The sequence below is a fragment of the Pseudomonas sp. LB-090624 genome, from assembly GCF_003205205.1.
Taxonomy (GTDB): domain Bacteria; phylum Pseudomonadota; class Gammaproteobacteria; order Pseudomonadales; family Pseudomonadaceae; genus Aquipseudomonas.
This window is the reverse complement of record NZ_QJRL01000009.1, coordinates 113,270-139,114: the sequence shown is the minus strand read 5'-3', so window position 1 is coordinate 139,114 and position 25,845 is coordinate 113,270. Positions and strand designations below refer to the sequence as shown.

At 61.3% G+C, this 25,845-nt stretch carries 21 protein-coding genes, 1 tRNA gene and 1 pseudogene; 18 read left to right on the top strand and 5 right to left on the bottom strand.

Features of this window, described 5'->3' with window-relative positions:
• Positions 1–29 precede the first annotated feature (29 nt).
• Entirely contained in the window at positions 30–1,739 is a 1,710-nt protein-coding gene (locus tag DMX11_RS11860) for a S8/S53 family peptidase (RefSeq protein WP_110744704.1), read from the top strand.
• Between the two features lie 84 nt (positions 1,740–1,823).
• A complete protein-coding gene (locus DMX11_RS11855) occupies positions 1,824–3,266 on the top strand; it encodes a SulP family inorganic anion transporter (RefSeq protein WP_110744703.1) in 1,443 nt (480 codons plus the stop codon).
• Between the two features lie 111 nt (positions 3,267–3,377).
• Here DMX11_RS11855 and fusA read toward each other — a convergent pair whose 3' ends face one another.
• Together fusA and DMX11_RS11845 are read right to left on the bottom strand one after the other, a co-directional pair.
• Complete coding sequence (fusA, locus tag DMX11_RS11850) at positions 3,378–5,489, bottom strand: elongation factor G (protein WP_110744702.1); 2,112 nt, start codon at positions 5,487–5,489, stop codon at positions 3,378–3,380.
• A 73-nt stretch (positions 5,490–5,562) separates the two neighbouring features.
• Positions 5,563–5,988 carry a hypothetical protein gene (locus tag DMX11_RS11845; protein WP_110744701.1) on the bottom strand — a complete coding sequence of 142 codons (426 nt, stop codon included), beginning with the start codon at positions 5,986–5,988 and terminating at the stop codon, positions 5,563–5,565.
• A gap of 163 nt (positions 5,989–6,151) precedes the next feature.
• On the opposite strand from DMX11_RS11845, the gene DMX11_RS11840 reads away from it, so the two are divergent.
• Positions 6,152–6,454 (top strand): hypothetical protein, encoded by a 303-nt coding sequence (locus DMX11_RS11840; protein WP_110744700.1) that lies wholly within the window; start codon positions 6,152–6,154, stop codon positions 6,452–6,454.
• 3 nt (positions 6,455–6,457) lie between these two features.
• On the opposite strand, the gene DMX11_RS11835 is transcribed toward DMX11_RS11840, so the two are convergent.
• A complete protein-coding gene (locus tag DMX11_RS11835; protein ID WP_110744699.1) occupies positions 6,458–7,708 on the bottom strand; it encodes an aspartate aminotransferase family protein in 1,251 nt (416 codons plus the stop codon).
• Positions 7,709–7,829: 121 nt separating this feature from the next.
• Complete coding sequence (gene gcvA / locus DMX11_RS11830; RefSeq protein ID WP_110744698.1) at positions 7,830–8,726, bottom strand: transcriptional regulator GcvA; 897 nt, start codon at positions 8,724–8,726, stop codon at positions 7,830–7,832.
• Positions 8,727–8,981: 255 nt separating this feature from the next.
• Between gcvA and DMX11_RS11825 the strand changes: the two genes are divergently transcribed.
• The 3 genes from DMX11_RS11825 (at position 8,982) to DMX11_RS11815 (ending at position 11,702) form a co-directional block, all read left to right on the top strand.
• The gene (locus DMX11_RS11825; protein WP_110744697.1) at positions 8,982–10,364 is read left to right on the top strand and encodes an amino acid permease; all 1,383 of its coding nucleotides are present in this window, start codon (positions 8,982–8,984) and stop codon (positions 10,362–10,364) included.
• Between the two features lie 57 nt (positions 10,365–10,421).
• Complete coding sequence (locus tag DMX11_RS11820; protein ID WP_110744696.1) at positions 10,422–10,919, top strand: PaaI family thioesterase; 498 nt, start codon at positions 10,422–10,424, stop codon at positions 10,917–10,919.
• A gap of 87 nt (positions 10,920–11,006) precedes the next feature.
• The gene (locus tag DMX11_RS11815; protein ID WP_110744695.1) at positions 11,007–11,702 is read left to right on the top strand and encodes a glutathione S-transferase N-terminal domain-containing protein; all 696 of its coding nucleotides are present in this window, start codon (positions 11,007–11,009) and stop codon (positions 11,700–11,702) included.
• Positions 11,703–11,720: 18 nt separating this feature from the next.
• Here DMX11_RS11815 and DMX11_RS11810 read toward each other — a convergent pair whose 3' ends face one another.
• Complete coding sequence (locus DMX11_RS11810; protein WP_110744694.1) at positions 11,721–13,337, bottom strand: inorganic phosphate transporter; 1,617 nt, start codon at positions 13,335–13,337, stop codon at positions 11,721–11,723.
• A 127-nt stretch (positions 13,338–13,464) separates the two neighbouring features.
• Between DMX11_RS11810 and DMX11_RS11805 the strand changes: the two are divergent.
• The 12 genes and pseudogenes from DMX11_RS11805 to DMX11_RS26435 all read left to right on the top strand — a co-directional run.
• Positions 13,465–13,608, top strand: a pseudogene (locus DMX11_RS11805) (DUF488 family protein); the annotation flags it as partial.
• Between the two features lie 26 nt (positions 13,609–13,634).
• A complete protein-coding gene (locus DMX11_RS11800; RefSeq protein ID WP_110744693.1) occupies positions 13,635–14,072 on the top strand; it encodes a GNAT family N-acetyltransferase in 438 nt (145 codons plus the stop codon).
• Between the two features lie 111 nt (positions 14,073–14,183).
• A complete protein-coding gene (locus DMX11_RS11795; protein WP_110744692.1) occupies positions 14,184–14,573 on the top strand; it encodes a helix-turn-helix domain-containing protein in 390 nt (129 codons plus the stop codon).
• A gap of 63 nt (positions 14,574–14,636) precedes the next feature.
• Complete coding sequence (gene uvrY / locus DMX11_RS11790; protein ID WP_003251380.1) at positions 14,637–15,275, top strand: UvrY/SirA/GacA family response regulator transcription factor; 639 nt, start codon at positions 14,637–14,639, stop codon at positions 15,273–15,275.
• Positions 15,276–15,281: 6 nt separating this feature from the next.
• A complete protein-coding gene (uvrC, locus tag DMX11_RS11785; protein ID WP_110744691.1) occupies positions 15,282–17,105 on the top strand; it encodes an excinuclease ABC subunit UvrC in 1,824 nt (607 codons plus the stop codon).
• 33 nt (positions 17,106–17,138) lie between these two features.
• The gene (gene pgsA, locus DMX11_RS11780; RefSeq protein WP_016488197.1) at positions 17,139–17,699 is read left to right on the top strand and encodes a CDP-diacylglycerol--glycerol-3-phosphate 3-phosphatidyltransferase; all 561 of its coding nucleotides are present in this window, start codon (positions 17,139–17,141) and stop codon (positions 17,697–17,699) included.
• A gap of 63 nt (positions 17,700–17,762) precedes the next feature.
• Positions 17,763–17,838, top strand: a tRNA-Gly gene (locus DMX11_RS11775).
• Between the two features lie 228 nt (positions 17,839–18,066).
• Positions 18,067–18,405 carry an Arm DNA-binding domain-containing protein gene (locus tag DMX11_RS11765; protein ID WP_110744689.1) on the top strand — a complete coding sequence of 113 codons (339 nt, stop codon included), beginning with the start codon at positions 18,067–18,069 and terminating at the stop codon, positions 18,403–18,405.
• A 383-nt stretch (positions 18,406–18,788) separates the two neighbouring features.
• A complete protein-coding gene (locus tag DMX11_RS11760) occupies positions 18,789–20,741 on the top strand; it encodes a type VI secretion system tip protein VgrG (RefSeq protein WP_110744688.1) in 1,953 nt (650 codons plus the stop codon).
• Positions 20,742–20,776: 35 nt separating this feature from the next.
• The gene (locus tag DMX11_RS11755) at positions 20,777–21,226 is read left to right on the top strand and encodes a DcrB-related protein (RefSeq protein WP_110744687.1); all 450 of its coding nucleotides are present in this window, start codon (positions 20,777–20,779) and stop codon (positions 21,224–21,226) included.
• A gap of 47 nt (positions 21,227–21,273) precedes the next feature.
• A complete protein-coding gene (locus DMX11_RS11750) occupies positions 21,274–25,467 on the top strand; it encodes an RHS repeat-associated core domain-containing protein (protein WP_110744686.1) in 4,194 nt (1,397 codons plus the stop codon).
• On the top strand, positions 25,467–25,733 hold the full coding sequence (locus DMX11_RS26435; RefSeq protein ID WP_110744685.1) for a MafI family immunity protein: 267 nt from the start codon (positions 25,467–25,469) through the stop codon (positions 25,731–25,733). Before DMX11_RS11750 ends, DMX11_RS26435 begins: the two co-directional genes overlap by 1 nt.
• The last annotated feature ends 112 nt before the right edge of the window (positions 25,734–25,845 follow it).

Here is a 25,845-nt window from a genome sequence, read left to right as displayed (position 1 = left end):
CACTCACAGGGAACGCGTGGGGTGATTGCATGAAGGGTGGTCTGATCCTGCTGTTATGGGTTTGCAGCCTTGGTGCACAGGCTGCAGCGGATACGCTGCGCATCAAGCAACTGCAGCGTTGTGGCGATCTGCTCGGCGAAGGTGGGCAGCAATGGTGCCTGCGTGCCGAGGGGCTGGGGGCAGGTGTGCCAAAGGTCTGGCTGGGCGGTGTGCAGCTGCCAACAGGCGATATCGAGCGCCAGGGTGACCGCCTCACGCTGAAACTGGCGAAGCAAGCCCAGCGCAGCGCGCCGCTTTGGCTGGAATATGGTGGGAGTACCAGTAACCCTGTATGGCTGACCCGTCAGGGCAGTCATGTGGTCGCCGCAAGGCCTGATGAAGTGGCGAAGAACATGGATGGCCTGACCACCTACGTCGACCTGGTCAGCGTGTTGATCGAAGAGAAATACGACGGCCGTGGCGAGGCCCGGCGCATCGCCGATAAATACGGCGCCAAGGTTGTGGGTGCCATACCGCCGCTGAATGTCTACCAGCTGCGCCTGCCGGTAGCCGACCTGGTGCAGCGTGACGCGATGATCCTGCGCATGGGCAGTGAAGTCAGCGTGGATGCCGTGGTTGTCGAGGAGTCCGCCCCGGAGCGTGGGGAGGAGGGCAGTGGCCGCGACACCGGGGCGATCGACCAGGCGGACGAATGGGCCGCCAATCGTTTCATGGACGCGCTGTATTTCTACCAGCGACGGATTGCCGCTTCGCACTTGCCGGTGCAGCCGGTTCGGGTTGGGGTAATCGAGCGCGAAGTGGATTTCGATGCCCCAGGGCTCAGTCAATACCGGGGCGGCTGCGAGGCGGGCCAGACGTGCCTGTACGCTCGTGACGGCGATCGCCCGTCAAGCCACGGCAGCCATGTCGCCGGCATTCTCGCGGCGCAGGGTGAGGGATTTTTACCGGGGCTGGGCAAGCATAGCCCTGGCTTCGATGTGATTGTGGAGCGCAACTCGGATGCGGGTATCACCGCCAACATCGCTGCATCGGTGAACCTGGTCGAGGATGGCGTGCGGGTGCTGAACTGGAGCTGGGGCATCCACCGGGTCGGCGCGCGTGATGTCAACGGTGATGAGGTCGATTCGCTGGTGCGTTCCGGGCTGGCGATGAGTGGCTACGAGGAGTTGCTCGAGGAGTTTTTCCTCTGGCTGCGCCAAGCGCACCCTGATGTGGTGGTGGTGAATTCGGCGGGTAACGGTGCGTCCTGGTCAGGCACCGATGAATATCGCCTGCCGTCGTCGTTCATTACCGAGCAACTGCTGGTGGTGGGCGGGCACCAGCGCAGCGACAAGGTGACGGCGGTCGAAGCCCCCGATCATGTGCGCAAGCGCCACAGTTCCAACATCGACATGCGGGTGGATGTGAGTGCCGCTGCCTGCATACGCCCAGCGGCTGCCGCTGCTGCACATTGTGGCACATCGTACGCCACCCCCCTGGTGGCCGCCACCGTGGCAGCGATGCTGTCGATCAACCCGGCCCTTACCCCGGAGCAGGTGCGCATGCTGTTACGGCGCAGTGCCTTGACCATGGGCACCGAGCAGGATTTCGAGGCGATGGATGCCGAGGATCTGACGGCGCCGATCCTGCCATCGGAGCGTGGTGGGCGCCTTGACCACCCCGACCTGGGGCGTTCGGCGCGCCTGGACATGCAGCGCGCGCTGGACCTGGCAGTGCAAAGCCGGGAGCGGGTGCGCTGAACGGTGGCCGCTGCCAGACAAATTCCGTAACATCGCGCCCCTCGTTTTTTGTAACGTCCGCCTGGACTGCACCACAGGAAGCCCATGAAGCCCGCCCGACTACGCGCCGACCTGCTCGCCGGCCTGACCACCTCGTTCGCCCTGGTGCCCGAGTGCATCGCCTTTGCCCTGGTCGCTCACCTCAACCCGCTGATGGGCCTGTATGGCGCTTTCATCATTTGTACCCTTACCGCACTGTTTGGTGGTCGGCCGGGGATGATTTCCGGCGCTGCCGGCTCGATGGCGGTGGTGATCGTCGCGCTGGTGGTACAGCACGGCGCGCAGTATCTGCTGGCCACGGTGCTGCTGGGTGGCGTGGTCATGATCCTGTTCGGCCTCTTGCGCCTGGGCAAGCTGGTGCGCCTGGTGCCGTACCCGGTCATGCTCGGCTTCGTCAACGGCCTGGCTATCGTCATCGCCATGGCGCAGCTCGAGCACTTCAAGGCGGGTGAGCAATGGCTCAGCGGTGCGCCGCTGTACCTGATGATCGGCCTGGTGGCGCTGACCATGGCGGTGGTCTACGTACTGCCCAAACTGACCCGGGCGGTTCCGCCGGCGCTGGTGGCGATCCTGGGCGTTGGCCTGCTGGTGTACCTGCTCGGCCTGCCCACTCGCACCTTGGGCGACATGGCGCACATCGCCGGCGGCCTGCCGGTGCTGGCGCTGCCGGATGTACCCTGGAACCTGGAAACCCTGAAGATCATTGCCCCCTACGCGGTGCTGATGGCCATGGTCGGCCTGCTGGAAACCTTGCTCACCCTCAACCTGACCGATGAAGTCACCGAGAGCCGTGGCTTCCCGGACCGCGAGTGCGTGGCGCTGGGTGCGGCGAACATGGTGTCGGGCCTGTGTGGGGGGATGGGCGGTTGCGCGATGATCGGCCAGACAGTGATCAACCTCAGCTCCAATGGCCGCGGCCGGCTGTCCGGGGTGGTGGCTGGGGTGATGATCCTGCTGTTCGTGTTGTTCCTGTCGCCGCTGATCGAACGGATACCGCTGGCGGCGCTGGTCGGGGTGATGTTCGTGGTGGCCCAGCAGACCTTCGCCTGGGCGTCGCTGCGGGTGCTGCACAAGGTGCCGGTGAACGATGTGCTGGCGATCATTGCGGTGACCGTTGTAACGGTGTTTACCGACCTGGCCATGGCGGTGCTGTTCGGCATCATCATCGCGGCGCTCAACTTTGCCTGGCAGCATGCGCGGGAGCTGTATGCCGACAGCCAGGAGGACGCCGGAGGTGGCAAGCGTTACCAGGTTCATGGCACGCTGTTCTTTGCCTCGACCGCCTCGTTCCTCAATCAGTTCGACCCGGCCCACGACCCGGCAGAGGTCACGCTGGATTGCCAGCATTTGAGCTTTGTGGATTATTCGGCAATTGCAGCGCTCAAGACCCTGCGCGAGCGGTATGCCAAGGCGGGCAAGCATTTGCGCGTGGTGCATTTGTCAGAACGGTGCAAGAAGCTGTTGAAGCGGGCGGGTGAGCAGCATTGAACATTGTGGCGGCCTGTACCGGCCGCTTCGCGGCTACAGCCGCTCCCACAGGGGTATGCGATCCCTTGTGGGAGTGGCTGTAGCCGGGAAGGGCTGGTACGAGTCAGGCGCTTACTCTCCCCGGTTCTTCTTGACGATGCCATCGGCAATGCTCGCCGGGGCCTCGGCATAGCGGGTGAACTCCATCGAGAAGCTGGCCCGGCCCTGGGTCATCGACCGCATCGAGGTGGCGTAGCCGAACATCTCACCCAACGGCACCTCGGCACGGATCACCTTGCCGGCGGGCGTTTCGTCACCGTCCTGGATCATCCCACGGCGCCGGCTGAGGTCGCCCAGAATGTCACCCTGATATTCCTCCGGCGTCACCACCTCTACCTTCATCACCGGTTCCAGCAACACTGCACCGCCTTTCTGCGACAGCTGCTTGGTGGCCATTGAAGCCGCGATCTTGTAGGCCATCTCATTGGAGTCGACATCGTGGTACGAACCGTCGAACACGGCGGCCTTGAGGTTGATCAGTGGGTAGCCGGCAAGCACGCCGTTCTTCATCTGCTCCTCGATACCTTTCTGGATTGCCGGGATGTACTCGCGGGGTACCACGCCGCCGACGATCTCGTTGATGAACTCCAGGCCTTCCTTGCCTTCATCGCCGGGGGCGAAACGGATCCAGCAATGGCCGTATTGGCCACGGCCGCCGGACTGGCGTACGAAACGCCCCTCGATCTCGCAGGTATTGCGGATTTTTTCCCGGTAGGCCACCTGCGGCTTGCCAATGTTGGCCTCGACGTTGAACTCGCGGCGCATGCGGTCGACGATGATGTCCAGGTGCAACTCGCCCATACCCGAGATGATGGTCTGCCCGGTCTCCTCGTCGGTACGCACGCGGAATGACGGGTCCTCCTGGGCCAGCTTGCCAAGAGCGATACCCATTTTTTCCTGGTCGGCTTTGGTCTTCGGCTCCACGGCCACGGAAATCACCGGGTCAGGGAAGTCCATGCGTTCGAGGATGATCGGTTTGTCCATGTCGCACAGGGTATCGCCGGTGGTCACGTCCTTCATGCCGATCAGTGCGGCGATGTCGCCTGCGCACACGTCCTTGATTTCGGCACGCTGGTTGGCATGCATCTGCACCATGCGGCCGATGCGTTCCTTCTTGCCTTTGACCGAGTTGAGTACCGCATTGCCTGAACTGAGCACGCCAGAATAAACGCGGGCGAAGGTGAGGGTGCCGACGAACGGGTCGGTGGCGATCTTGAACGCCAGTGCCGAGAACGGCTCTTTGTCGTCGGCGCGCCGTTCCAGGTGCTTGTCTTCATCGTCCGGGTCGGTGCCGCGGATGGCAGGGATTTCCGAGGGGGCGGGCAGGTAATCGATTACCGCATCGAGCATCAGCGGTACGCCCTTGTTCTTGAAAGAGGAGCCGAGGATGGTCGGCACGATTTCGTTAGCGATGGTGCGTTTGCGCAGTCCGGCCTTGACCTCTTCGACGCTCAGCTCTTCGCCTTCGAGAAACTTGTTGAGCAGTTCGTCATTGGCCTCGGCGGCTGCTTCTATCATGTGCGCGCGCCATTCGTCGGCAAGCTCCTGCAGCTCGGCGGGTATGTCTTCTTCGCGGTAGCTGGTGCCTTGGTCGGCGTCGTTCCAATAGATGGCCTTCATCTTCACCAGATCGATCTGGCCGATGAAGTGCTCTTCGCTGCCGATGGCCAGCTGAATCGGCACCGGGTGGTGCCCCAGGCGCTGGTCGATCTGCTTGACCACACGCAGGAAGTCGGCACCCTGGCGGTCCATCTTGTTGATGTAGGCCAGGCGTGGCACATGGTACTTGTTGGCCTGGCGCCAGACCGTCTCGGACTGCGGTTCTACCCCGTCAGCACCGCTGAACACCACCACCGCGCCATCGAGCACGCGCAGCGAACGCTCCACCTCGATGGTGAAATCGACGTGGCCCGGGGTGTCGATGATGTTGAAGCGGTATTTGTGCGCGAACTGTTTGGTCGAGCCTTGCCAGAATGCCGTGGTCGCCGCCGACGTAATGGTAATGCCGCGTTCCTGCTCCTGGGCCATCCAGTCCATGGTCGCGGCGCCGTCGTGAACCTCGCCCATTTTGTGATTCACCCCGGTGTAGAACAGGATCCGCTCGGTAGTGGTCGTCTTGCCGGCGTCCACGTGGGCGACGATGCCGATATTGCGGTATAGCTCGATGGGGGTTGTACGGGCCATGGCGGACTACCTGCGGATGGACGGATTCCACCACGTTAGCAGACCGGTAGAATCCTGCCCTGCCGCCGGGCCGTCAGTCGGCCTGGGCTTGCAGCATCCATTGGCCATCCACTTCACGGGCCAGACCACTGGCCGCCAGCAGGGCCAGCAGGCGCGGGTGCAGGTCGGCTTCGGTGAAGGTCTTGGCAGTGGCCAGGTCCAGTGCGCCGATCAGGTTCAGGTCGGCCTTGGTGTACGACAGCCACGCTTTCTTCAGCACCTGTGCGACATCGCTGCCGGCGGTGCTGGCGAAGCGGCGGTGCCACTCGCGGCCCTCGAAGGTGAAGTTGTGTGCGTGGCTGTAGCTGCTTTGCTCGGCGCCTTCGGCACAGCGGTGGCAGCGGCACGGGCCTTCGCCGAAGGCGTTGCGCAGGTAGCTGTTGAAGTCCACGACGGGCTTGAGGGACAGGCGTTTGTCGACATCGAACAGGTCGGCGATCAGGGGTTCTTCGGCGCTCACTCGGGATCCTCGTGTGGTGTGGCGTGCATCGGCGGGCACCCTAACAGATCGGGGCATTCAGATCACCTGTTGCAGGCCCGCGAAGAGGCCAGTAGAGACAACTGAGACGGCCTGCCGTACTCTACGCGCCCGTACGCCCATACACCCACCGAGGTAACCCCGTTTGAGCAACAAGTACCCGTACACCGCCACCGTGACCATCAGCGCTGAAGACCGCGGCGGAGATACCGAGGCTTCGGAAAACCCCAGCATGCGCGTGGGGCTGGAAGCGGTGACCGAAACCCTGAAGAAGGTGCATTTCGTCGGTACGCTCGCGGCGCCTGAAAAACCGGCCACGCACATTTGCGTGACCCTGGAGAACGGCCTGACCTATTACGGCCCGATCGTCAACGGCCATGCCGAACTGGAAGGCGGCTGGATCGCCTTCGAGTCCGACATGCTTACCCCGGAAGAACTCGGCCTGTAAGCCTCAGTTCAGTTCAGCCAGGCACTGCTCGAGGATATCCAGCCCTTCCTCGAGCACCTCGGCCTCGATGGTCAACGGAGCCAGCAGGCGAATGATGTGCCGCGCCTTGCCACTGGGCATCAGCAGCAACCCCTTGGCCCGTGCCGTCTCCATCACCTTGGCCAACTGCGCCGGTGCCGGGCTGCCGTCGTCATTGACGAATTCGATCCCGCGCATGGCACCCACGCCAGTCAGGCGGCCGATGTACGGGCTCAGGCCAGAAGCCTTCCAGCGCTCGTAGCGGCTGACGATTGCCTGTTCCTGGCGCTCGCCCCAGGTGGCGACGTTCTGGTCGGTCATTTGCGCCAGGCTGGCCAAAGCCGCCGCACAGGCAATCGGGTTGCCCGAATAGGTGCCACCCAAGCCGCCCTTGGGCAGCGCTGCCATCAATGCCTTGCGCCCTACCACCGCCCCCAGCGGCATGCCGCCAGCGATGCTCTTGGCCAGCAGCAGCAGGTCGGGCTCGATGCCAAGGCGCGGGAAAGCAAAGCGCTGGCCCGTACGGCCGAAGCCGGACTGGATCTCGTCGATGATGATCAGGATCCCGTGTTCGTCGCAGAAGCGGCGCAGGGCTTGGGCGAACACCGGGTCGAGGGCAAGGAAGCCGCCTTCGCCCTGCAACGGTTCAAGGATGAAGGCCGCCACATCTTCCACGGCCAGTTCCACGCTGAACAGGCGCTCCATGGCCTTGAGCGCCTGCTCGCAGGTAACCCCGGTATCCACGCTAGGGTAGGGCAGGTGATACACCGGCCCGGGCAACTCGCCGACCCGTTGCTTGTAAGGGGCCACTTTGCCGTTCAGGTTCAGGGTGGCCAGCGTGCGGCCGTGGAAGGCCCCATCGAAGGCGATGATGGCGCGCTTGCCTGTCGCACCGCGGGCTACTTTAAGGGCGTTTTCTGCCGCTTCTGCGCCGCTGTTGGTGAGCATGCCGGCCAACGGGTAACTGACCGGTACGAACTGGCTCAACTGGTCCATCAGCGCCATGTACGGGCCGTGGGGCGCGGCGTTGAAGGCATAGTGGGTCAAACGGGTGGCTTGAGCCTGTATCGCTTCGACCACCGCGGGGTTGCAGTGGCCCAGGTTGAGCACGCCGATACCGCCGACAAAGTCGATGTAACGTTTGCCGTCGGTGTCCCAGACTTCGGCATTACGGCCATGGGAAAGTGTGATCGGGTGAACGATGGCAATGGATTGGCTGATACTTTCCTGGTTCATGGGCACGCGGGACCTTGTTCAAGTTTCTTATTATCCAAGCGTGTTGGGGGGTTATTCCGCAAACGAATTATTCGATTGCGGTCATTCCCTGAATTCGTGATCTTGGCCGGTTTAGGCCAAATCAGTCCCCCTCAGCCACCCGCTCCCGAATCCACTGCACGAAGGCCCTGATCTTGGGCACTTCGGCCGCATGCTCGGCATGCGCAATGAAGTGCTTGCCATTGCTCGCCACCGGGTGGTCCCAGGCCACCACCAGCTTGCCTTCGCTCAGCTCCTCGGCCACCAGGTAGCGCGGAATCAGGGCAATACCGCAGCCGGCGATGGCTGCTCGAATGCACAGGTAGAACGTGTCGAAACGCGGCCCGTGGTAGCTGTTCTGGCTGTGCAGCCCCAGCCCCAGGAACCATTCATGCCAGGCCTCCGGCCGCGACACGCACTGCAGCAGGCGGTGCTCGGTCAGCGCCTGGGCGCTGTGGAAAGGGTGGTTGGCCAGCAACTGCGGGCTGCACACCGGTACCACTTCTTCGCTGAACAGCTCGATGCAGGTTGCCCCAGGCCATGTGCCCTGGCCGAAGAAAAAGGCCACGTCGGCCTTGGCCTGCACCAGGTCGAATGGCTCCAGTTCGTTGCGCACGTCCAGGTGAATGCGTGGGTAACGGTCGCCGAAACCCTTGAGTTTCGGCACTAGCCAGCGCGCGCCGAAGGTCGGCTGGGTGGCGATGCGCAGCACTTCGGTTTCGTCGCCGTAACTGAGGATGTAGCGGCTGGAAATGTCGATCTGGGTAAGGATCTTGTTCACTTCGGTGAGGTACAGCGCGCCGGCCGGGGTCAGGTGCAGGCGCCGACGAATACGCTGGAACAGCGAGTGCGAAAGCATGTCTTCGAGCTGCGCCACCTGCTTGCTGACGGCGCTCTGGGTCAGGTGCAGTTCCTGTGCCGCGCGGGTGAAGCTGAGGTGGCGGGCGGCCGCTTCGAAGCACTGAAGGGCGGTGGTCGAAGGCATCAGGCGTTTGGACATGACGGGCGAATACCGAGCAAAAAAAGATGAAGTTCATTCCAAAGTGGAATCATGTGGTTCGAAAAGGTCGTTTGTTGACCCCCGCCTATAGATTAATACTGACCTGGATCAACGATTACAACCGGTCATGTGAAGAGGAGGTCAGTAGCCGCTTCCAGCATCTGCAAAACAACAACAACGACTATCAGAAATTTACAAGAATTCTGCTCCGACCTTCAGCCGCCTCAAAGCGGCCGACCCATTCGAGGGTTATTCATGGCTTCCCAAGACAACAAGAAACAGCGTTCCCTGCAGCACGGCCTGACCTCCCGTCAGGTTTCGATGATCTCCATTGCCGGCATCATAGGCGCGGGCTTGTTCATCGGTTCGTCAAACGCCATCGCCACCGCCGGCCCGGCCATTCTCATTTCCTACGCCATGACCGGCCTGCTGGTATTGCTGGTGATGCGCATGTTAGGCGAAATGGCCATCGCCAACCCTAACAGCGGCTCGTTCTCCACCTATGCCTCCGAGGCCATCGGCCCGTGGGCGGGCTTCACCATCGGCTGGTTGTACTGGTGGTTCTGGGTGCTGATCATTCCGGTCGAGGCCATCGCTGGCGCCGACATCCTGCATGCTTACTTCCCTGGGATACCGTCCTGGTTGTTCGCCTTCCTGATCATGCTGGTGCTGTCGGGTACCAACCTGATCAGCGTGAAGAACTTTGGCGCCTTCGAGTACTGGTTCGCACTGGTCAAGGTGGTGGCGATCATTGCCTTCATCGTGGTCTGCAGCCTGGCGGTATTCGGCTTCTGGCCGCTGGCCGAAGTGTCCGGGGTCACCCGGCTGTGGGACAGCGGCGGCTTCATGCCCAACGGTTTTGGCACTGTGCTCGGTGGCGTGCTGATCACGATCTTCTCGTTCTTCGGCGCCGAAATCGTCACCATTGCCGCTGACGAAACTGCAAACCCGAAAGACAAGATTCGCCGTGCGACCAACCTCGTGGTGTACCGCATCGCCATCTTCTACCTGGCGTCGATCTTCCTGGTGGTATCGCTGGTGGCCTGGAACGACCCCGGGCTGAAAGCCGTCGGTTCGTTCCAGCGCGTGCTGGAAGTACTGAACGTGCCAGGCGCCAAGTTGCTGGTCGACCTGGTGGTACTGGTGGCAGTGACCAGTTGCATGAACTCGGGCCTGTATACCGCGTCGCGCATGCTCTACTCGCTGGGCGCTCGCGGCCAGGCCCTGAGCGTGACCAAGCGTATCTCCGGCTCGGGTGTGCCGACTGTGGCGGTCATTTTCTCGACGCTGGCCGGTTTTGCCGGGTGTCTGGTCAACTATGCGTTCCCGGGCAAGGTCTTCGGCTTCTTGCTGTCTACCACCGGCGCCATTGCCTTGCTGGTGTATCTGGTGATCGCCGTGTCCCAGCTGCGCATGCGGGCCCGCGCCGAACGTGAAGGGCGGCCGCTGGAGCTGAAGATGTGGCTGTTCCCGTGGCTCACCTGGCTGGTCATCGGCACCATCGTCATGGTCCTGGGCTACATGCTGTTCAGCGATGCCTACCGCTATGAAACCCTTATGACCGCTGGGGTGACCACGTTCATCCTGCTGGTTTCGCTGACCCAGCGCCGTGCCAAGGCAGTTGCCCAGCCGGCCTGACGTATCTGCTTTAATGGGGGCGTTGCGCGCCCCCATTTCAACAAGTACAGGAAGCGTATGACTGATCACCCACTTTCGCTTCAGGCCCTCGCGGCGCCTGAAGGCACCTGCTACGGCTGCGGCTGCTCCCATCCCAGTGGCCTGCACCTGCAAAGTCACTGGGACACCGACGGCATCCACCTGGTATGCCGACACGACCCCGACGCCACCTTCATCGGCTGGCCGGGCCTGGTCTACGGCGGCCTGCTGGCGATGTTGGTGGACTGCCATTCCAATTGGACGGCCATGGCCTACCACTACCGCAACGAAGGGCGCGAGCCGGGCAGCCTGCCGCGTATCGACTGCGTGACCGGCACACTCAACCTGACCTACCTCAAACCTACGCCAATGGGTGTCGAGCTTTTGCTCAAAGCCCGCGTGGAAGGGGACGTGGGGCGCAAGAGTCGGGTGATTTGCGAAGTCTGGGCCGAGGATGTGCTGACCGTGACCGCCGACTCCGTGTTCGTCCGTGTCGATACCGAAAAGCTCAAGCTCAAGGCCCACGGCCAGGTTTGAGTTGCCAGCGCTGATAAGTGGTCGGTGATGGTCAGCGGCCGGGGATGTCTCTAGAGTGACAGGTTCATTCCCCAGGCAAGGTTGATCATGACCGATCTCAGCGCTTTCCCTGTTACCCGCAAGTGGCCCGCCAAACACCCTGAACGCCTGCAACTGTATTCGTTGCCCACGCCCAACGGCGTCAAGGTGTCGATCATGCTCGAAGAAATCGGCCTGGCCTACGAGGCACACAAGGTCAGCTTCGACAACGATGACCAGTTGAGCCCCGAGTTCATTTCGCTCAGCGCCAACAACAAGATCCCCGCGATCCTCGACCCAGACGGCCCGGGCGGCCAGCCGTTGCCGCTGTTCGAATCAGGGGCGATCTTGCAGTACCTGGCCGAAAAAAGTGGACAGCTGCTCAGCCAGGACCCTGCCCAGCGTTACCAGACGCTGCAGTGGCTGATGTTCCAGATGGGCGGCATCGGGCCGATGTTCGGCCAGGTCGGGTTTTTCCATTTCTTTGCTGGCAAGGAATATGAAGACAAGCGCCCGCGCGACCGCTATGTCAACGAGTCCAAACGGCTGCTGGGTGTGCTGGATCGGCATTTGAAAGGTCGGCAGTGGATGGCAGAGGAATACAGCATCGCCGACATCGCCATCTTCCCGTGGGTGCGTAACCTGGTCGAGCGCTACAACGCCCGTGAACTGGTGGGCTTCGACCAGTTCAAGGAAGTGCAGCGGGTTTTGGCGAACTTTCTCGAGCGGCCAGCCGTGCAGCGTGGCCTGAAAATCCCGGGCTGATCAAGACGGGGTACGGGTTCAGAAGATGTGGTTCAGCAACCAGTACAGGCTGCCGGCCAACAGCATCGCTGCCGGCAAGGTCAGCACCCAGGCCATCAGCAGGTTGAACAAAGTACGCGTCTGAATACCCGAGCCATTGGCCACCATGGCCCCGGCCACCCCCGAACTCAGCACGTGGGTGGTCGAGACGGGCAGCCCGAACATATCCGCCGCGCCGATGGTGCACATCGCCACCACTTCGGCCGATGCGCCCTGTGCATAGCTGAGGTGGGTCTTGCCGATCTTCTCGCCAACGGTGACCACAATACGCCGCCAGCCAACCATGGTCCCCAGCCCGAGCGCGATGGCTACCGCCACCTTCACCCACAGCGGAATATAGCGGGTGGCGTCGTCCAGCTGCGCCTTGAACAGCTGCACATGGCTGCGGGTGTCGGCATCGAATGCCACCAAGCGGTGCTTCTCGATCAGGCGAATGGCTTCGCTGGTCAGGTACATGTCATTGCGCACGTTGGCCATGGCTTCTGCCGGTATGCGCTTGAGCGAGCCGTAGCCTTTGACCTCTGCACCGATCATCCCGGTCAGCGCCGCCAGCGCCGGTACCAATTGCGGGCCGGCCTTGGGCTCGCCAATGAACGCAGTCAGGGTCTGGCGCGGATCGGCCGGGGCCGCTTGCGGGTCGCTGCGCACCAGTGCCTGGCGGGTCACTTCGGCGACGGCGGAAAACTGCAAAGCTTGCTCATTGGGCATGGTCTTGTTCAGCGCATACGCCATTGGCAAGGTGCCGACCAGAATCAACATGATCAGGCCCATGCCTTTCTGGCCATCGTTGGAGCCGTGGGCGAACGACACCCCGGTACACGTGAGGATCAGTACGCCACGAATCCACCAAGGCGGCGGTGTCTGGCCTTGTGGCGCCTGATACAAAGCCTGACGCTTGACCAGCGCACGCAAGGCGAGCAGCAACAGGGCGGCGCAGGCAAAGCCGATCAGCGGGGAAAGCAACAGGGCGTAACCTACCTTGCTGGCCTGGGCCCAGTCCACGCCGCTGGTGCCGTCACGGCCATGCATCAGGGCATTGGCCACACCCACACCGATGATCGAACCGATCAGGGTGTGCGAGGATGACGCCGGCAGCCCCAGCCACCAGGTGCCGAGGTTCCAGATGATCGCCGCCAACAGCAGGGCAAAAACCATCGCGAAGCCGGCCGAGGAACCTACCTGTAGAATCAGTTCCACCGGCAGCAGGGCGATGATGCCGAACGCCACTGCGCCACTGGAAAGCAGCACACCCAGGAAGTTGCACAGCCCGGACCACACCACCGCGACCGGTGCCGGCAGCGCATGGGTGTAGATCACGGTAGCTACCGCGTTGGCGGTGTCGTGGAAGCCATTGACGAATTCGAAGCCCAAGGCAATCACCAGTGCCACGCCCAGCAGCAGAAACGGCGTGATCGTGGTGATCACCGTGCCGCTGGCGCTGACATCCTGTTTCAGGCTCCAGGCGGTGTAGGCGATACCCGTCAGCAGCAGGCCGCAGAACAACACGAGGGTGGCCCACCCCGGCTTGTGGGCAAGCTGCGGTCGGGCGTCGCGTTGGGCCTGGTGCGGCTGACTGGCCAGTAACGGGGTTGCCATGATGGCTCCGGTGGGCATTGGGCAAGTTGCCGAAGGCCTTGAGCATAGGAACAATTCGGCGCCCGACCGTGACCTCGATCAATGAATTATCTAGGCTCAAGACGGACGGTAAATGCAGGAGAAAGCCATGATCCGCTGCAAGCGTGTCTACCTTACGGTCACCGGCGATGATGGGCAGCGTGTGCTGCTAGACCGCCTGTGGCCGCACAACCTGCACAACGAAAACTCGCAAGGGCAGTGGTTGCGCGAAGTGGCACCCTCGAATGACTTGTGCCGTCTGCAGTGGGTAGCGTGCTGATGCCCCTGCAACTGATTGCCGCCAACGACAGCCACTGTACGTTTGCCCGCGACCTCACCCGGCGCGCCATGCTGCCGTACTATCGGGAATATGATCTGCTCTGGATCGAAGAAGCATTCGACCAGGCCTGGGCGTGGCGCGAGCAGTGGTTGATCTGCGAAGGCGATAGCCTGCTGGGTTTCTGCAGCCTCAGCCAGGATCGTGAGGCGCTGTTTATCCGCGAGTTGCACCTGTTGCCCGAGCATCGCGGTCGCGGTGTCGGCAGTTGGGTATTGGAAACGTTGGCGGTGTGGGCGGGGCAGCGGCGGTTGCCGTTGCTGAGGCTGATGGTATTTCGCAGCAACCCGGCACGCCTGCTGTACCAGTGCCACGGCTTCGTCGAAATGGGCGAAGACGATTGCTTTGTGCGGATGCAGCGCGTGATCGATAATGGCTAAATAGTGGCTTGCCCCGGCTTTTGCGCATGGGCCTAGTGGATCCATATGCTCCGGCTGGCGGCATGGCGCCAACCCGTGCAGGAAGGCTATCAGGGTAGAGGAGAAACCCCCATGGATGGAATCGGTCCGCGGCTGCGGGAAGAGCGTGAGCGGCTGGGCATGACTCAGCGTGTGTTTGGCGATATCGGGGGTGTAGAACCCAACGCACAAGGTAAATACGAAAGTGGCGAGCGCACGCCGCGGGCTGATTACCTGGCAGCCCTGGCGGCCAAGGGGGTAGATGCGCTGTACGTGCTCAGCGGTATCCGCACCCCGGTACCGGTCGAAGGCTTGAATACGGATGAGTCCGGTTTGCTTGGGGCATTCCGGCAATTGTCGCCTGACGACCAGGCGGCGCTCTGGCACTTGCTGCGGCGCCTGGCTGGCCGTGATAACCACCGGCAAACAGTGCGGCCTCTCGCCGTGGAGCGTAAGACCTTTCTTACGGAAGTAATGCGTTAGGCCCACTGTGAAAAATTTTGTTAAGGTGGCGGGATCCAATCGCCCTGCTGACGAGGTGTGTGCTTGATTAGGGTCTTAGTGGTCGATGATCACGATCTGGTACGAACCGGTATTACCCGCATGCTGGCCGACATTGACGGCCTGCAGGTGGTGGGTGAGGGTGATTCAGGCGAGTCGGCCCTCAAGCTGGCCCGCGAGCTGAAGCCGGATGTGGTGCTGATGGATGTGAAAATGCCCGGCATCGGCGGCCTGGAGGCCACCCGCAAACTGCTGCGCAGCCATCCGGATATCAAGGTGGTCGCCGTGACTGTGTGCGAGGAAGACCCATTCCCCACCCGCTTGTTGCAGGCCGGCGCTGCCGGCTACCTGACCAAGGGCGCAGGCCTTGATGAAATGGTCCAGGCCATCCGCCTGGCGTTTGCCGGCCAGCGTTACATCAGCCCGCAGATTGCCCAGCAGCTGGCGCTGAAACCGTTCCAGCCACAGGGCTCGCCGTTCGACGCGCTGTCCGAGCGGGAAATCCAGATTGCCCTGATGATTGTCGGCTGCCAGAAAGTGCAGATCATCTCCGACAAGTTGTGCCTCTCGCCCAAGACCGTCAATACTTACCGTTATCGGATCTTTGAAAAACTCTCGGTCACCAGCGACGTTGAACTGACGTTGCTGGCCGTTCGCCACGGTATGGTTGACGCAAGCCTGTAAAACCTCATGTCCCAAGTCTTTGATGCCAGCGCATTCCTGGCGACCTGCAGCGGTCGCCCGGGCGTTTACCGGATGTTCGACGCCGAAGCCCGGCTGCTTTATGTGGGCAAGGCCAAGAACCTGAAGAAACGCCTGGCCAGTTATTTCCGCAAGACTGGCCTGGCGCCCAAGACCGCTGCGCTGGTAGCGCGTATCGCCCAGGTCGAAACCACCATCACCGCCAACGAAACCGAGGCGTTGCTGCTGGAGCAGAACCTGATCAAGGAATGGCGGCCACCCTACAACATCCTGCTGCGCGACGATAAATCGTACCCCTATGTGTTCCTGTCCGATGGCGAGTTCCCGCGGCTGGGCATTCACCGTGGGGCGAAGAAGGCCAAGGGCCGCTACTTTGGCCCTTACCCCAGCGCCGGGGCCATCCGCGAAAGCCTCAGCTTGCTGCAAAAGGCCTTCTCGGTGCGCCAGTGCGAAGACAGCTACTACGCCAACCGCACCCGGCCGTGCCTGCAGTACCAGATCAAACGCTGCAAAGGGCCGTGCACCGACCTGGTCACCGCAGAAGAATACGCCGACGACGTGCGCCACTCGGTCATGTTCCTCGAAGGCCGCAGCCAGCAATTGGGCAACGAGCTGAACGCCGAAATGGAGAAGGCCGCCATGGCCCTCAACTTCGAAAAGGCAGCCGAGTTGCGCGACCAGATCGCCTTGTTGCGCCGCGTGCAGGACCAGCAGTACATCGAGGGCGGCAGTGGTGAGGTCGATGTCATCGCCGCCTTCGTCAACCCGGGTGGTGCCTGCGTGCACCTGATCAGCGTGCGCGGCGGCCGGGTGCTGGGCAGCAAGAACTTCTTCCCGCAGGTGGGCATCGAGGAGGAGGTGGCCGAGGTGATGGCCGCATTCCTTTCCCAGTACTACCTGGGCAACGCAGAACGCGAACTGCCCGGCGAGTTGATCGTCAACGTCGTTCACGAAGACTTCGAAGCCATTACCGAAGCGCTGCACACGCTGCGTGGCCGCGAGCTGACCATCAGCCACCGGGTACGTGGTACACGCGCCCGCTGGCAGCAGTTGGCAGTGACCAATGCCGAGCAGGCGTTGAATGCGCGCCTGGCCAACCGCCAGCACATGGCCGCACGTTTCGAGGCTTTGGCCGAAGTGCTGGGCCTGGACGAGGTGCCGCAGCGGCTGGAATGCTATGACATCAGCCATTCCAGTGGCGAAGCCACCGTGGCCAGTTGCGTGGTATTCGGCCCTGAAGGCGCGCTGAAGTCCGACTATCGCCGCTTCAACATCGAAGGTGTCACAGCCGGCGATGACTACGCCGCCATGCACCAGGCCCTGACCCGCCGGTACGGGCGTATCAAGGACGGTGAGGGCAAGCTGCCCGACGTGTTGCTGGTGGACGGCGGCAAGGGGCAGCTGAACATGGCCCGCGATGTGATGCAGGAACTGGGCTTCACCGACCTGACCCTGCTTGGCGTGGCCAAGGGTGTGACCCGCAAGGCCGGCTTTGAAACCCTGTACCTGAATGACGTGCACCACGAGTTCACACTGAAAGGTGATTCACCGGCCCTGCACCTGATTCAGCAGATCCGCGACGAAGCCCACCGATTTGCCATTACCGGGCACCGCGCTCGTCGCGGCAAGGCCCGCCGGGTGTCCAGCCTGGAGGATGTGGCCGGGGTCGGGCCCAAGCGTCGGCGCGACCTGCTGAAACATTTCGGCGGCCTGCAGGAGCTCAACCGCGCCAGTATCGATGAAATCGCCAAAGCGCCCGGCATCAGTAAAAAGCTTGCCGAGTCGATTTATGCCAGCCTGCATAGCGAGTAGAATGCCGGGCTCAACTTGCAGCCAGTCGTACCGATGAATATTCCAAACCTGCTCACCGTTCTACGCGTCCTGCTCATTCCGTGCTTCATTCTGCTGTTCTATATGCCCTATCAGTGGAGCTACATGGCCGCCAGCAGCGTGTTTGCCGTTGCCGCCGCCACCGACTGGCTGGACGGCTACCTGGCGCGACGCCTGCAGCAGAGCACGCCGTTCGGCGCCTTCCTGGACCCGGTGGCCGACAAGCTGATGGTGGCGGTCGCCCTGGTGCTGCTGGTGCAGACCCACGCCAATTTCTGGCTGACCCTGCCGGCGGCGGTCATCATCGGCCGCGAAATCGTGGTGTCGGCGTTGCGCGAGTGGATGGCCGAGCTGGGCGCGCGGGCGCATGTGGCGGTGTCCAACCTCGGTAAGTGGAAGACTGCGGCGCAGATGCTGGCGCTGGTGATCCTGCTGGGCAACCCGCCGGCGGTGACTTTCTGGGTGATCCTGGGCTACGGGCTGCTGCTGGTGGCAGCGGGGCTGACGCTGTGGTCGATGGTGCACTACCTGTTGGCCGCCTGGCCGCACCTGCGCGAAGGCTCTGAACAGAAATAAACTTTTTTTGAATCAAGGGGTTGACGCTGTTTTAGAAATCGCTAGAATGGCACCCATCACGACGCGGGAATAGCTCAGTTGGTAGAGCACGACCTTGCCAAGGTCGGGGTCGCGAGTTCGAGTCTCGTTTCCCGCTCCAAATAAAGATCTACAGGTTTCCCTCGAAGTCTGTAAGTCGTTGAAAAAGGCCCTTCGGGGCCTTTTTTCGTTCCAGCGCAGTCTGCCTGGATCCACCGGCAGCCACGAAATTCAAGTACATTTTTAAATACAGCGATTCCGGGTAGTTGGCGTAGCGGGTTGATGGCTGAGCTGGGGCTTGGGCATCGATATACATCTCCTCGACCTTACGAGACCGGGAGATGTACACATGCCCTTGTCCGACACTGCCGTCCGCCAAGCAAAGCCGACCGGCAAAAACTTCACCCTCAAAGACACTGCTGGCCTTGCACTGTTCGTCGATGCCATGGGTGCCAAGCAGTGGCACTTCCGTTTCTATTGGTCGGGCAAGCAAGCCCGGATATCAATGGGCGTCTATCCAGCCTTCAGCCTCAAGGAGGCGAGGGAGGCGCAGGACCAAGCGCGTGCGCTGGTTTCCCAAGGTGTCGATCCTCGCGCCAACCCCGTGAGGCCCGCCTGGCTGCCTGTTCGGCGCCCGAGAACTCCGTTCGTTCTGTCTTCAACGACTGGGGGGCCTTCAGGGCATTGAGCCTCAAACGGGGGCGGCAAAGCACGCTGGAACCGATCGAACGGCTCTTGAACTCATCGGTGTAGTTGCGGCGAGTGGTCGGGTACATGGCAACCTCCAGGATAGCGATGGAAGTATCGCTTCTTGGCGTCCCTTGTCACGGGACAAGCCCAGTGAGTCAGACATGCGCAAAGGCCGCGCAGCGCTCAGACGTAACTGATCTTAATCAGTGGCAAAAGGTGTGTTTTCAATCAAACTGACGGCGCCGGCGGCTTCGAGATAAATTCTTACAATATGGCTCTACCCCTTACGGCGTAAGGCCTGTAGGGCGAGTGAGCAAATTTTTGCGCAGTAGAAATCGGGTTAGAGTCCGCGACCTCAAAGCTTCCGTCCGAGGACAGTGGATGTTCAAGCCTGCCAACGCCCCTCAGTTCACCTTGACTATTCCTGCTGCCAGCCATGACCTGCAGGTGCTGGCCTTCACCGGTGAGGAGGCAATCAGTACGCCGTACAGTTTCCACGTCGATTGCGTCAGCCGACGTGCAGATCTGGATTTGGAGGCCCTGCTCGATCAGCCGGCTTTCCTGAGCTTCGGGTTCGCTGGTGAAGGGATTCACGGATTGATTCATCAGGTAGGCCAGGGTGAATCCGGTAAGCGGCTGACGCGCTATTCATTGACCCTAGTGCCCTGTATTGCCTATCTGGATTTGCGCACTAATCACCGGATTTTCCAGGCGATGACGGTGCAGCAGATCATTGTGCAGGTGCTGAAGGAGCATGGCATTCTCGCTGATGTTTGCCATTTCCACTTTGGGCCGACCCCTTACCCTGAGCGGAATTACTGTGTGCAGTACGGAGAGTCCGATCTGCACTTCCTGCATCGCCTCTGCGAAGAGGAAGGCATCCATTACCATTTTCAGCACCATGCAGATGGCCATCATCTGATTTTCGGCGATGACCAGACCGTCTTCACCAAGCTCGGCCGGCCAACGGCTTACGCCCAGGACACCGGGTTGGTAGCCGACGAGCCAGTCATCAAACGCTTCGGGAAGCGCATAGCAGCACGCATCAGCCATGTGGCTCACAGGGATTACAACTTCGAGAAGCCGCGTTTACAGATGCAAGCGCAGACCGGCAGCGAAGCAGCTGCAGTTCTGGAGCGTTATGAGTACCCAGGACGGTTCGCTGATCGACTTCGCGGCAAGCACCTGTCCAAGCGCATCCTGGAACGAGACCGAGCCGATTACGCCTTGGCAGAAGGCGATGGCGATCAGCCGACCTTGCGCAGCGGCTATTTCTTGGAGCTGTCCGATCACCCTCGGCAGGAGTGGAACGATCTGTGGCTGCTTGGCAGCGTTCGCCATGAAGGGCGGCAGCCGCAAGTGCTCGAAGAGTCCATCAGCAGCCAGGTCGAGGTGGGTGACGGCTTCCAGCAGGGTTACCGCAACTGGTTCACTGCCACACCCTGGGATGTGTTCTATCGACCACCGGCTTGTCATCGCAAACCCTTGGCCCTGGCAACACAGACCGCCGTGGTCACTGGCCCGCCAGGGGAAGAAATCTATTGCGACCAGTATGGGCGGGTGAAGGTGCAGTTCTTCTGGGATCGCAGTGACCAGTACAACGACAACAGCAGTTGTTGGGTCCGTGTTGCCTCCTCCTGGGCCGGTAGCCGCTATGGGGCGATCGCTGTCCCCCGAGTGGGAATGGAAGTGGTCGTCAGCTTTCTCGAGGGCGATCCAGACCAGCCCATCATTAGCGGCTGCCTGCATCATGCCGAGCACCTCGTGCCCTATGACCTGCCTGCCAACAAGACCCGCACGGTGTTCAAGACCAGCAGCACGCCAGGCGGGGGCGGTTTCAACGAACTGCGCATCGAGGATCGCGCCGGCCAGGAGCAAATCTACATCCATGCCCAGCGCGATCAGGACTGTGTGGTCGAGAACAACGAGACTCACTGCGTTGGCGTGAACCGCCTGCACAACATAGGCCAGGACGAAACCATCATGATCGGCCAGAACCGCTCATGTGCGGTGAAGGTAGATGACACCTTGCGTGTTGGTGGCGCCAAGCTCGATAGCGTTGGTACCGGCTATCTCATGGAAGCCGGCGAGCAGATTAGGCTGGTTTGCGGGCAGAGCGTTCTGGAAATGCATGCTGACGGCCGCATCAATCTCTCTGGCGTTCAGTTCAACCTCACCGTCAGCGGCGATGGCGAGATCAATACCGGCGGTGATCTGAATCTCAACATGCCCGGCGGTGCCGCAGCCACCGCGCCGGGAGCAGACGGCATCAAGGGCACCATAGAGTCCAACGTCAACGCCATCTTCACCGATCCGCCCAAGCCGGCAACCTGACTAGAAACGTAAACACCCCAGGAAATGCATTTGTTATGGACTACCTACTCCAGGAAGGCCGGGTCACCCTGCCGGCCACTTTTCAAGACCGCAGCGTCAATATGTTCATCCCTGGTAGCACCGTGCCTGCCTCATTCAGCCTGACCGTTGCGCGTGACACGACCCTGCCAGGTGAAGTGCTGTCCGACTACATCGACCGCCAGGTCGGTCTGATCGCCGCCAAGTTGCGCAAGTTCAAGCGGCAAAGTACCCGCGACGCCCTGTTGGGTGCGCAATCAGCACTGCCCGGTCTGCAGGTTGATGCCCACTACCAGAGCGATGGCCAGACCATCTACCAACGCCAGGCAGTGTTCCTGATATCGACGGATCGGGCCCTGGTGTTTTCCGGTACCAGCAAAAGCCCGTTTGACGATCAACTGAACCAGCTTTGGGCAGATGTGTTGGCCAGCTTTCAGCCGCACTCGTCGGCACCGACCACACCCTAAAGGAAACTCAACTGTCCCGCGTGGCAGACGCACAGGGAGGCGTTCGCATGTTCGAAGCGGCGCGGCTGCACGATGAAATTGCTCACACCAGCGCCTTGGCGGGCTTTCTGGTAGGCGCGGCACTTGGGTTGGCACTGATCGTCGCGGTGGCATTCGCCACGGCCACCTGTGGCTTGGGCGTGGCGTTGATCGCAGGGCTGTTGGCCGGGGTAGGGGGGATGGTACTGACCTCCTTCGGCGAAGCCGCAGGCAAGATGTTCAGCACGCCCGCCGGTGGTATCGAGACAGGCTCACCCAACGTCTTCATCAATGGTTTTAAAGCCGCACAAGTCGAGGGCAGCGAGGCTGATTGCAAAAAGCACCCGAACCCCAGGCCGCTGGTGGCCGAAGGTTCGGCAAAGGTGTTCTATAACGGTCTGCCGGCTGCCCGTAAGGGCGACAAGCTGACCTGTGGCGGGGTCATCGACAGCGGTTCGGCAAACACCTTCATTGGCGCAGAGCGCGAGCAATATCTCGAGATCCAGGACGAGGTGCCGGAATGGCTGCGCACCACGGTGGACATCCTCATGGCGCTGGCGGGATCTGCCGTGGGAATAGCCAAGCTGGCATTGATGGCTGGTAAGTCCGGCCTCAAGGTGTTCACGCCCTGTGTCTTGAAGTTCGCTGCCGGGTTTGCCGCTGGCGAAGTGGCGGGTCGCTTTGTCGTCGGCCCAGCAATCAGTCGTGCCTTTGGCGGCTTGTTCGGCAACCCGGTCGATGCGGTGAGCGGGCGCAAGCTGCTGCTGGAAGAAAACGAAACCGACTTCACCCTGCCGGGGCTGATGCCGGTGGTGTGGTCGCGTTTCTACGCCAGCGACCTGAACCACGAAGGCCTACTCGGTCGCGGTTGGGTCTTGCCTTGGGAGCAAAGCCTGCGCCTGGAGGGTGAGCAACTGCTGCTGCGCGACAACCAGGGCCGCGAACTGCCGCTGCCAACCCTTGCGCCGGGCGAGCGCCTGTACCTCACCGATCAGCAGTTCTTCCTGGTGTGCACGGAGGGTGGCCATTTCCTGCTGCAAACCCTGGACAACCATTTCTTCTACTTTGGCGAAGTGCCTGTAGACGGCGACCCTGCGCCGTTGCGTCGGGTGGAAAACGCTCTAGGCCACTACCTCAATTTTTGTTACGACCGCCAACAGCGCTTGAATGACATCTGCGCCACGGGCGGCATTCGCCTGCACCTGTGCTACGACCACCGCGACGACCGTCTGAGCCGTGTCGAACGGGTGGTGGCCAACTCCCCGGTGGAGACCTTGGTGCATTATCGGTACGACGGCCATGGCCAACTGGCGCAGGTTACCGACCGCAATGGCGCACACATCCGGCGCTTCACCTACCAACAGGGGGTGATGACCGCTCATGAGAACGCCTTGGGCCTAACCTGCGAGTACCGCTGGGCGACGTTATCCGACGGTGTTCTGCGTGTGGCTGAGCACTGGACCAGCGACGGCGAGCGCTACCGCTTTTTCTATGATCTCGAAAAGCGCGAAACCACCATCGTCGATGCCCTCGGCCGGCGCGCGAAGGTTCATTACAACGACCAGCGTCGCGTTATCGCCAGTCAAGACTTCGGTGGCGAGCACTATCGGATCGAACTGGACGACGCGGGCAACACGACCGGGGTGACGTTGCCCGATGGCAACACACTCAAGCTGGTCTATGACGACCTGTCCCGCCTGGTGGATGAAACCGATCCGTTGGGCCGTTCCACACGCTACGCCTATCACCTTGATACCAGCCTGTTGACCGCCATCGAGCGCCCGGACGGCAGCCGCGAGCAATGGATCTTCGACCGTAGCGGCATTTTATTGGAAAGCATCGATCCGCTGGGCCAGACCACCCGCTACCTCAATACCGACGACGGCCTGCCGCACACCCGTTACGACCCCCAAGGCAACATCACGCACCTGACCTGGAGCGCGTTGGGCCAGGTGCTACAGCATCAGGATTGTTCCGGACAGCGCACCCGCTACGACTACGATGAGCGCCTGCACCTGGTCGGCATCACCGATGCCCTGGAGCAGACCCTGCGCCTGATTCGCCAGCCCGGCGGTGAGATTCTGCGCATCGAACAGCCCGATGGCAGCTGCGATGTCTATGGCTACAATGCCCTCGGCCAGGTCACCAGCCATACCAATGGCGATGGCCGCACCACGTACCTGGAGCGTACCGCCCGCGGCCTGCCGAAACGGCGCAAGGATGCACGCGGGCAGCAGGTGCACTACCAGTATGACGACGCCCAGCGCCTGATACGGCTGGTCAACGAGAACCAGGCTGCCTATCGCTTCAGCTACGACACCAGTGACCGCTTGCAGGAAGAAGTGCGCGTCGATGGCCTGCGCCTTCGTTACCGCTATAGCGTCAGCGGTACCCTGGTCGAACTGGAGGAAACCGCCGAGCAGGGCCTGCAAGCGCTCAGTCGAACCCAGCAGTTCGAGCATGACGCGGTCGGTCGCCTGTTGAGCCGCACCACGGCGGACAGCCATCTGGCGTATCACTACGACGAAGCCGATCGCCTCACGGCCATCGAGCGCCGGCCCAGCACGGCCGGCAAAGCTTTGGGCATCGAGCCCGAGCGCCTGGCGTTTGCTTATGACGCAAGCGGTCGCCTGACCGAAGAGCACAGTGCGCAAGGCATACTCGGCTACCAGTACGACGCGTTGGGCAAGCTGACCACCCTGACCTTGCCCGACGGCCGCCAGCTCAATCACCTGTACTACGGCAGCGGTCACCTGCACCAGATCAACCTGGATGGCCTGCTGGTCAGCGACTTCGAACGCGACGCGTTGCACCGGGAAACCCTGCGCAGCCAAGGTGCGCTCACCAGCCGCTTCGGTTATGACGCCATCGGTCGCAAGCAGTGGCAAGGGGCGGTCCGCTTGCCACACGAGGCGTTGGCTGAGTTGCAGGAGCAGGGCAGCCGGCTGCTGGGTTCGCCGGAGCATCCGTCCACCCTGATCCATCGGCGCTATCAGTACAGCCCCGGTGGTGAGCTCAAGCTCACCGCTGATAATCACCGGGGTATGACTGACTACGGTTACGACGCCGTGGGTCAGTTGCACAGCCGTGAGCCCCGCCATCCCCAGCTACAGGCCGAGGACTTCCGCTACGACGCTGCCGGCAACCTGTGCGGCACCGGCGCCTGGCAGTTCGAGGCGCAGCCCAGCAACCGCCTGAAAGCTTGGGGTGACCTGCGGTTCAGCTATGACGCTTGGGGTAACCTGAGTGAGAAGAGCCGCAGTAACGGCGCCTATCAGCGTTTTCACTACGATAGCGAGAACCGCCTGGTCCGTGCAGAAACCTGGCATGGCACACAGTTGCAAAGTGAAGCGCATTACCGCTACGACTGCCTGGGTCGGCGTATTGGCAAAGAGGTCACCCGCAACGGTCAGACCGAGCGCATTACGTTCCTGTGGCAAGGGTTGCGCCTGCTGCAAGAGCAGCAACCGCAATTGCGCAGCCTGTACATCTACGAGCCAGACAGCTACGCCCCGCTGGCGCGCATCGACAGCGATCCCGAGCAGCCGGAACGACCCGGCAAGTGCTACTGGTTCCACACGGACCAGATCGGCACGCCGCAAGAGCTGACCGATGCCGAAGGGCAGGTGGTGTGGCGGGCGTACTACAAGGCGTGGGGCGGGCTGGAGGCGCTGTCGCCGAACGGGGTGGAGCAGAACCTGCGGTTTCAGGGGCAGTACCACGACCGGGAAACGGGGCTGCACTACAATACGTTTCGGTATTACGATCCGGGGGTGGGGCGGTTTACGACGCAGGATCCGATTGGGTTGGAGGGAGGAACAAACTTCTACCAGTACGCCCCTAACCCACTGAACTGGATCGATCCCCTCGGGTTATTTGGCTGTGACCCAAAGGCGCAAAGGCATATTCTTCATGGTGATGGTCCCGGTCGTGGCGGCCATATGTGGCCCGGACAACCTGGTAAAACCGTTTTCCCTCAGTCTTGGAATTCGAAAAAAATCATTTCTGAGGTGAATGACATTGTGAACTCACCGTCAACTAAGTGGTATGCTCAGCAAGGTATTGGCGGCGCATTAACCAAATCAGGAAAAGCTGCTAATTGGGTCGCATGGGAGGTCAGAGGTGGAGTGCAAATCAGAGTAGTGTATCAGCCAGCAAGGGGACGGATAGTAACTGCGTTCCCAGATAACGGACCCGTTCCACACTTGCCGGGGGCAAAATAATGGCTACAGTTGCTGGCACCAAATTGAAAAGCCTTGGTGAGACATTCAATGATAGAGTCTCCGCCGAGGAGTTGAATTATGCATTGAGCTATATAGATTTTGGAGAGGAGCCACTGGCACTTGAAATGCTTTGTGATCATATCTGTGAGCACGAAATTATCATAACTAAAAATGAATATGAAAGCATCTGCAAACTCAACTCATCACTTAATAATCCTTTGGACAAAAATGTAATCAATCACCTGAAGTCTTTAATAAGTAGCTAGTTATAGAATTTGCAAGCACTATATTTTCGCTAAATTCTACTGGCAATCAAAAACAGCAGCGACGCCTATCAACGCTTCCACTACGACAGCGAGAACCGCCTGGTCCGTGCAG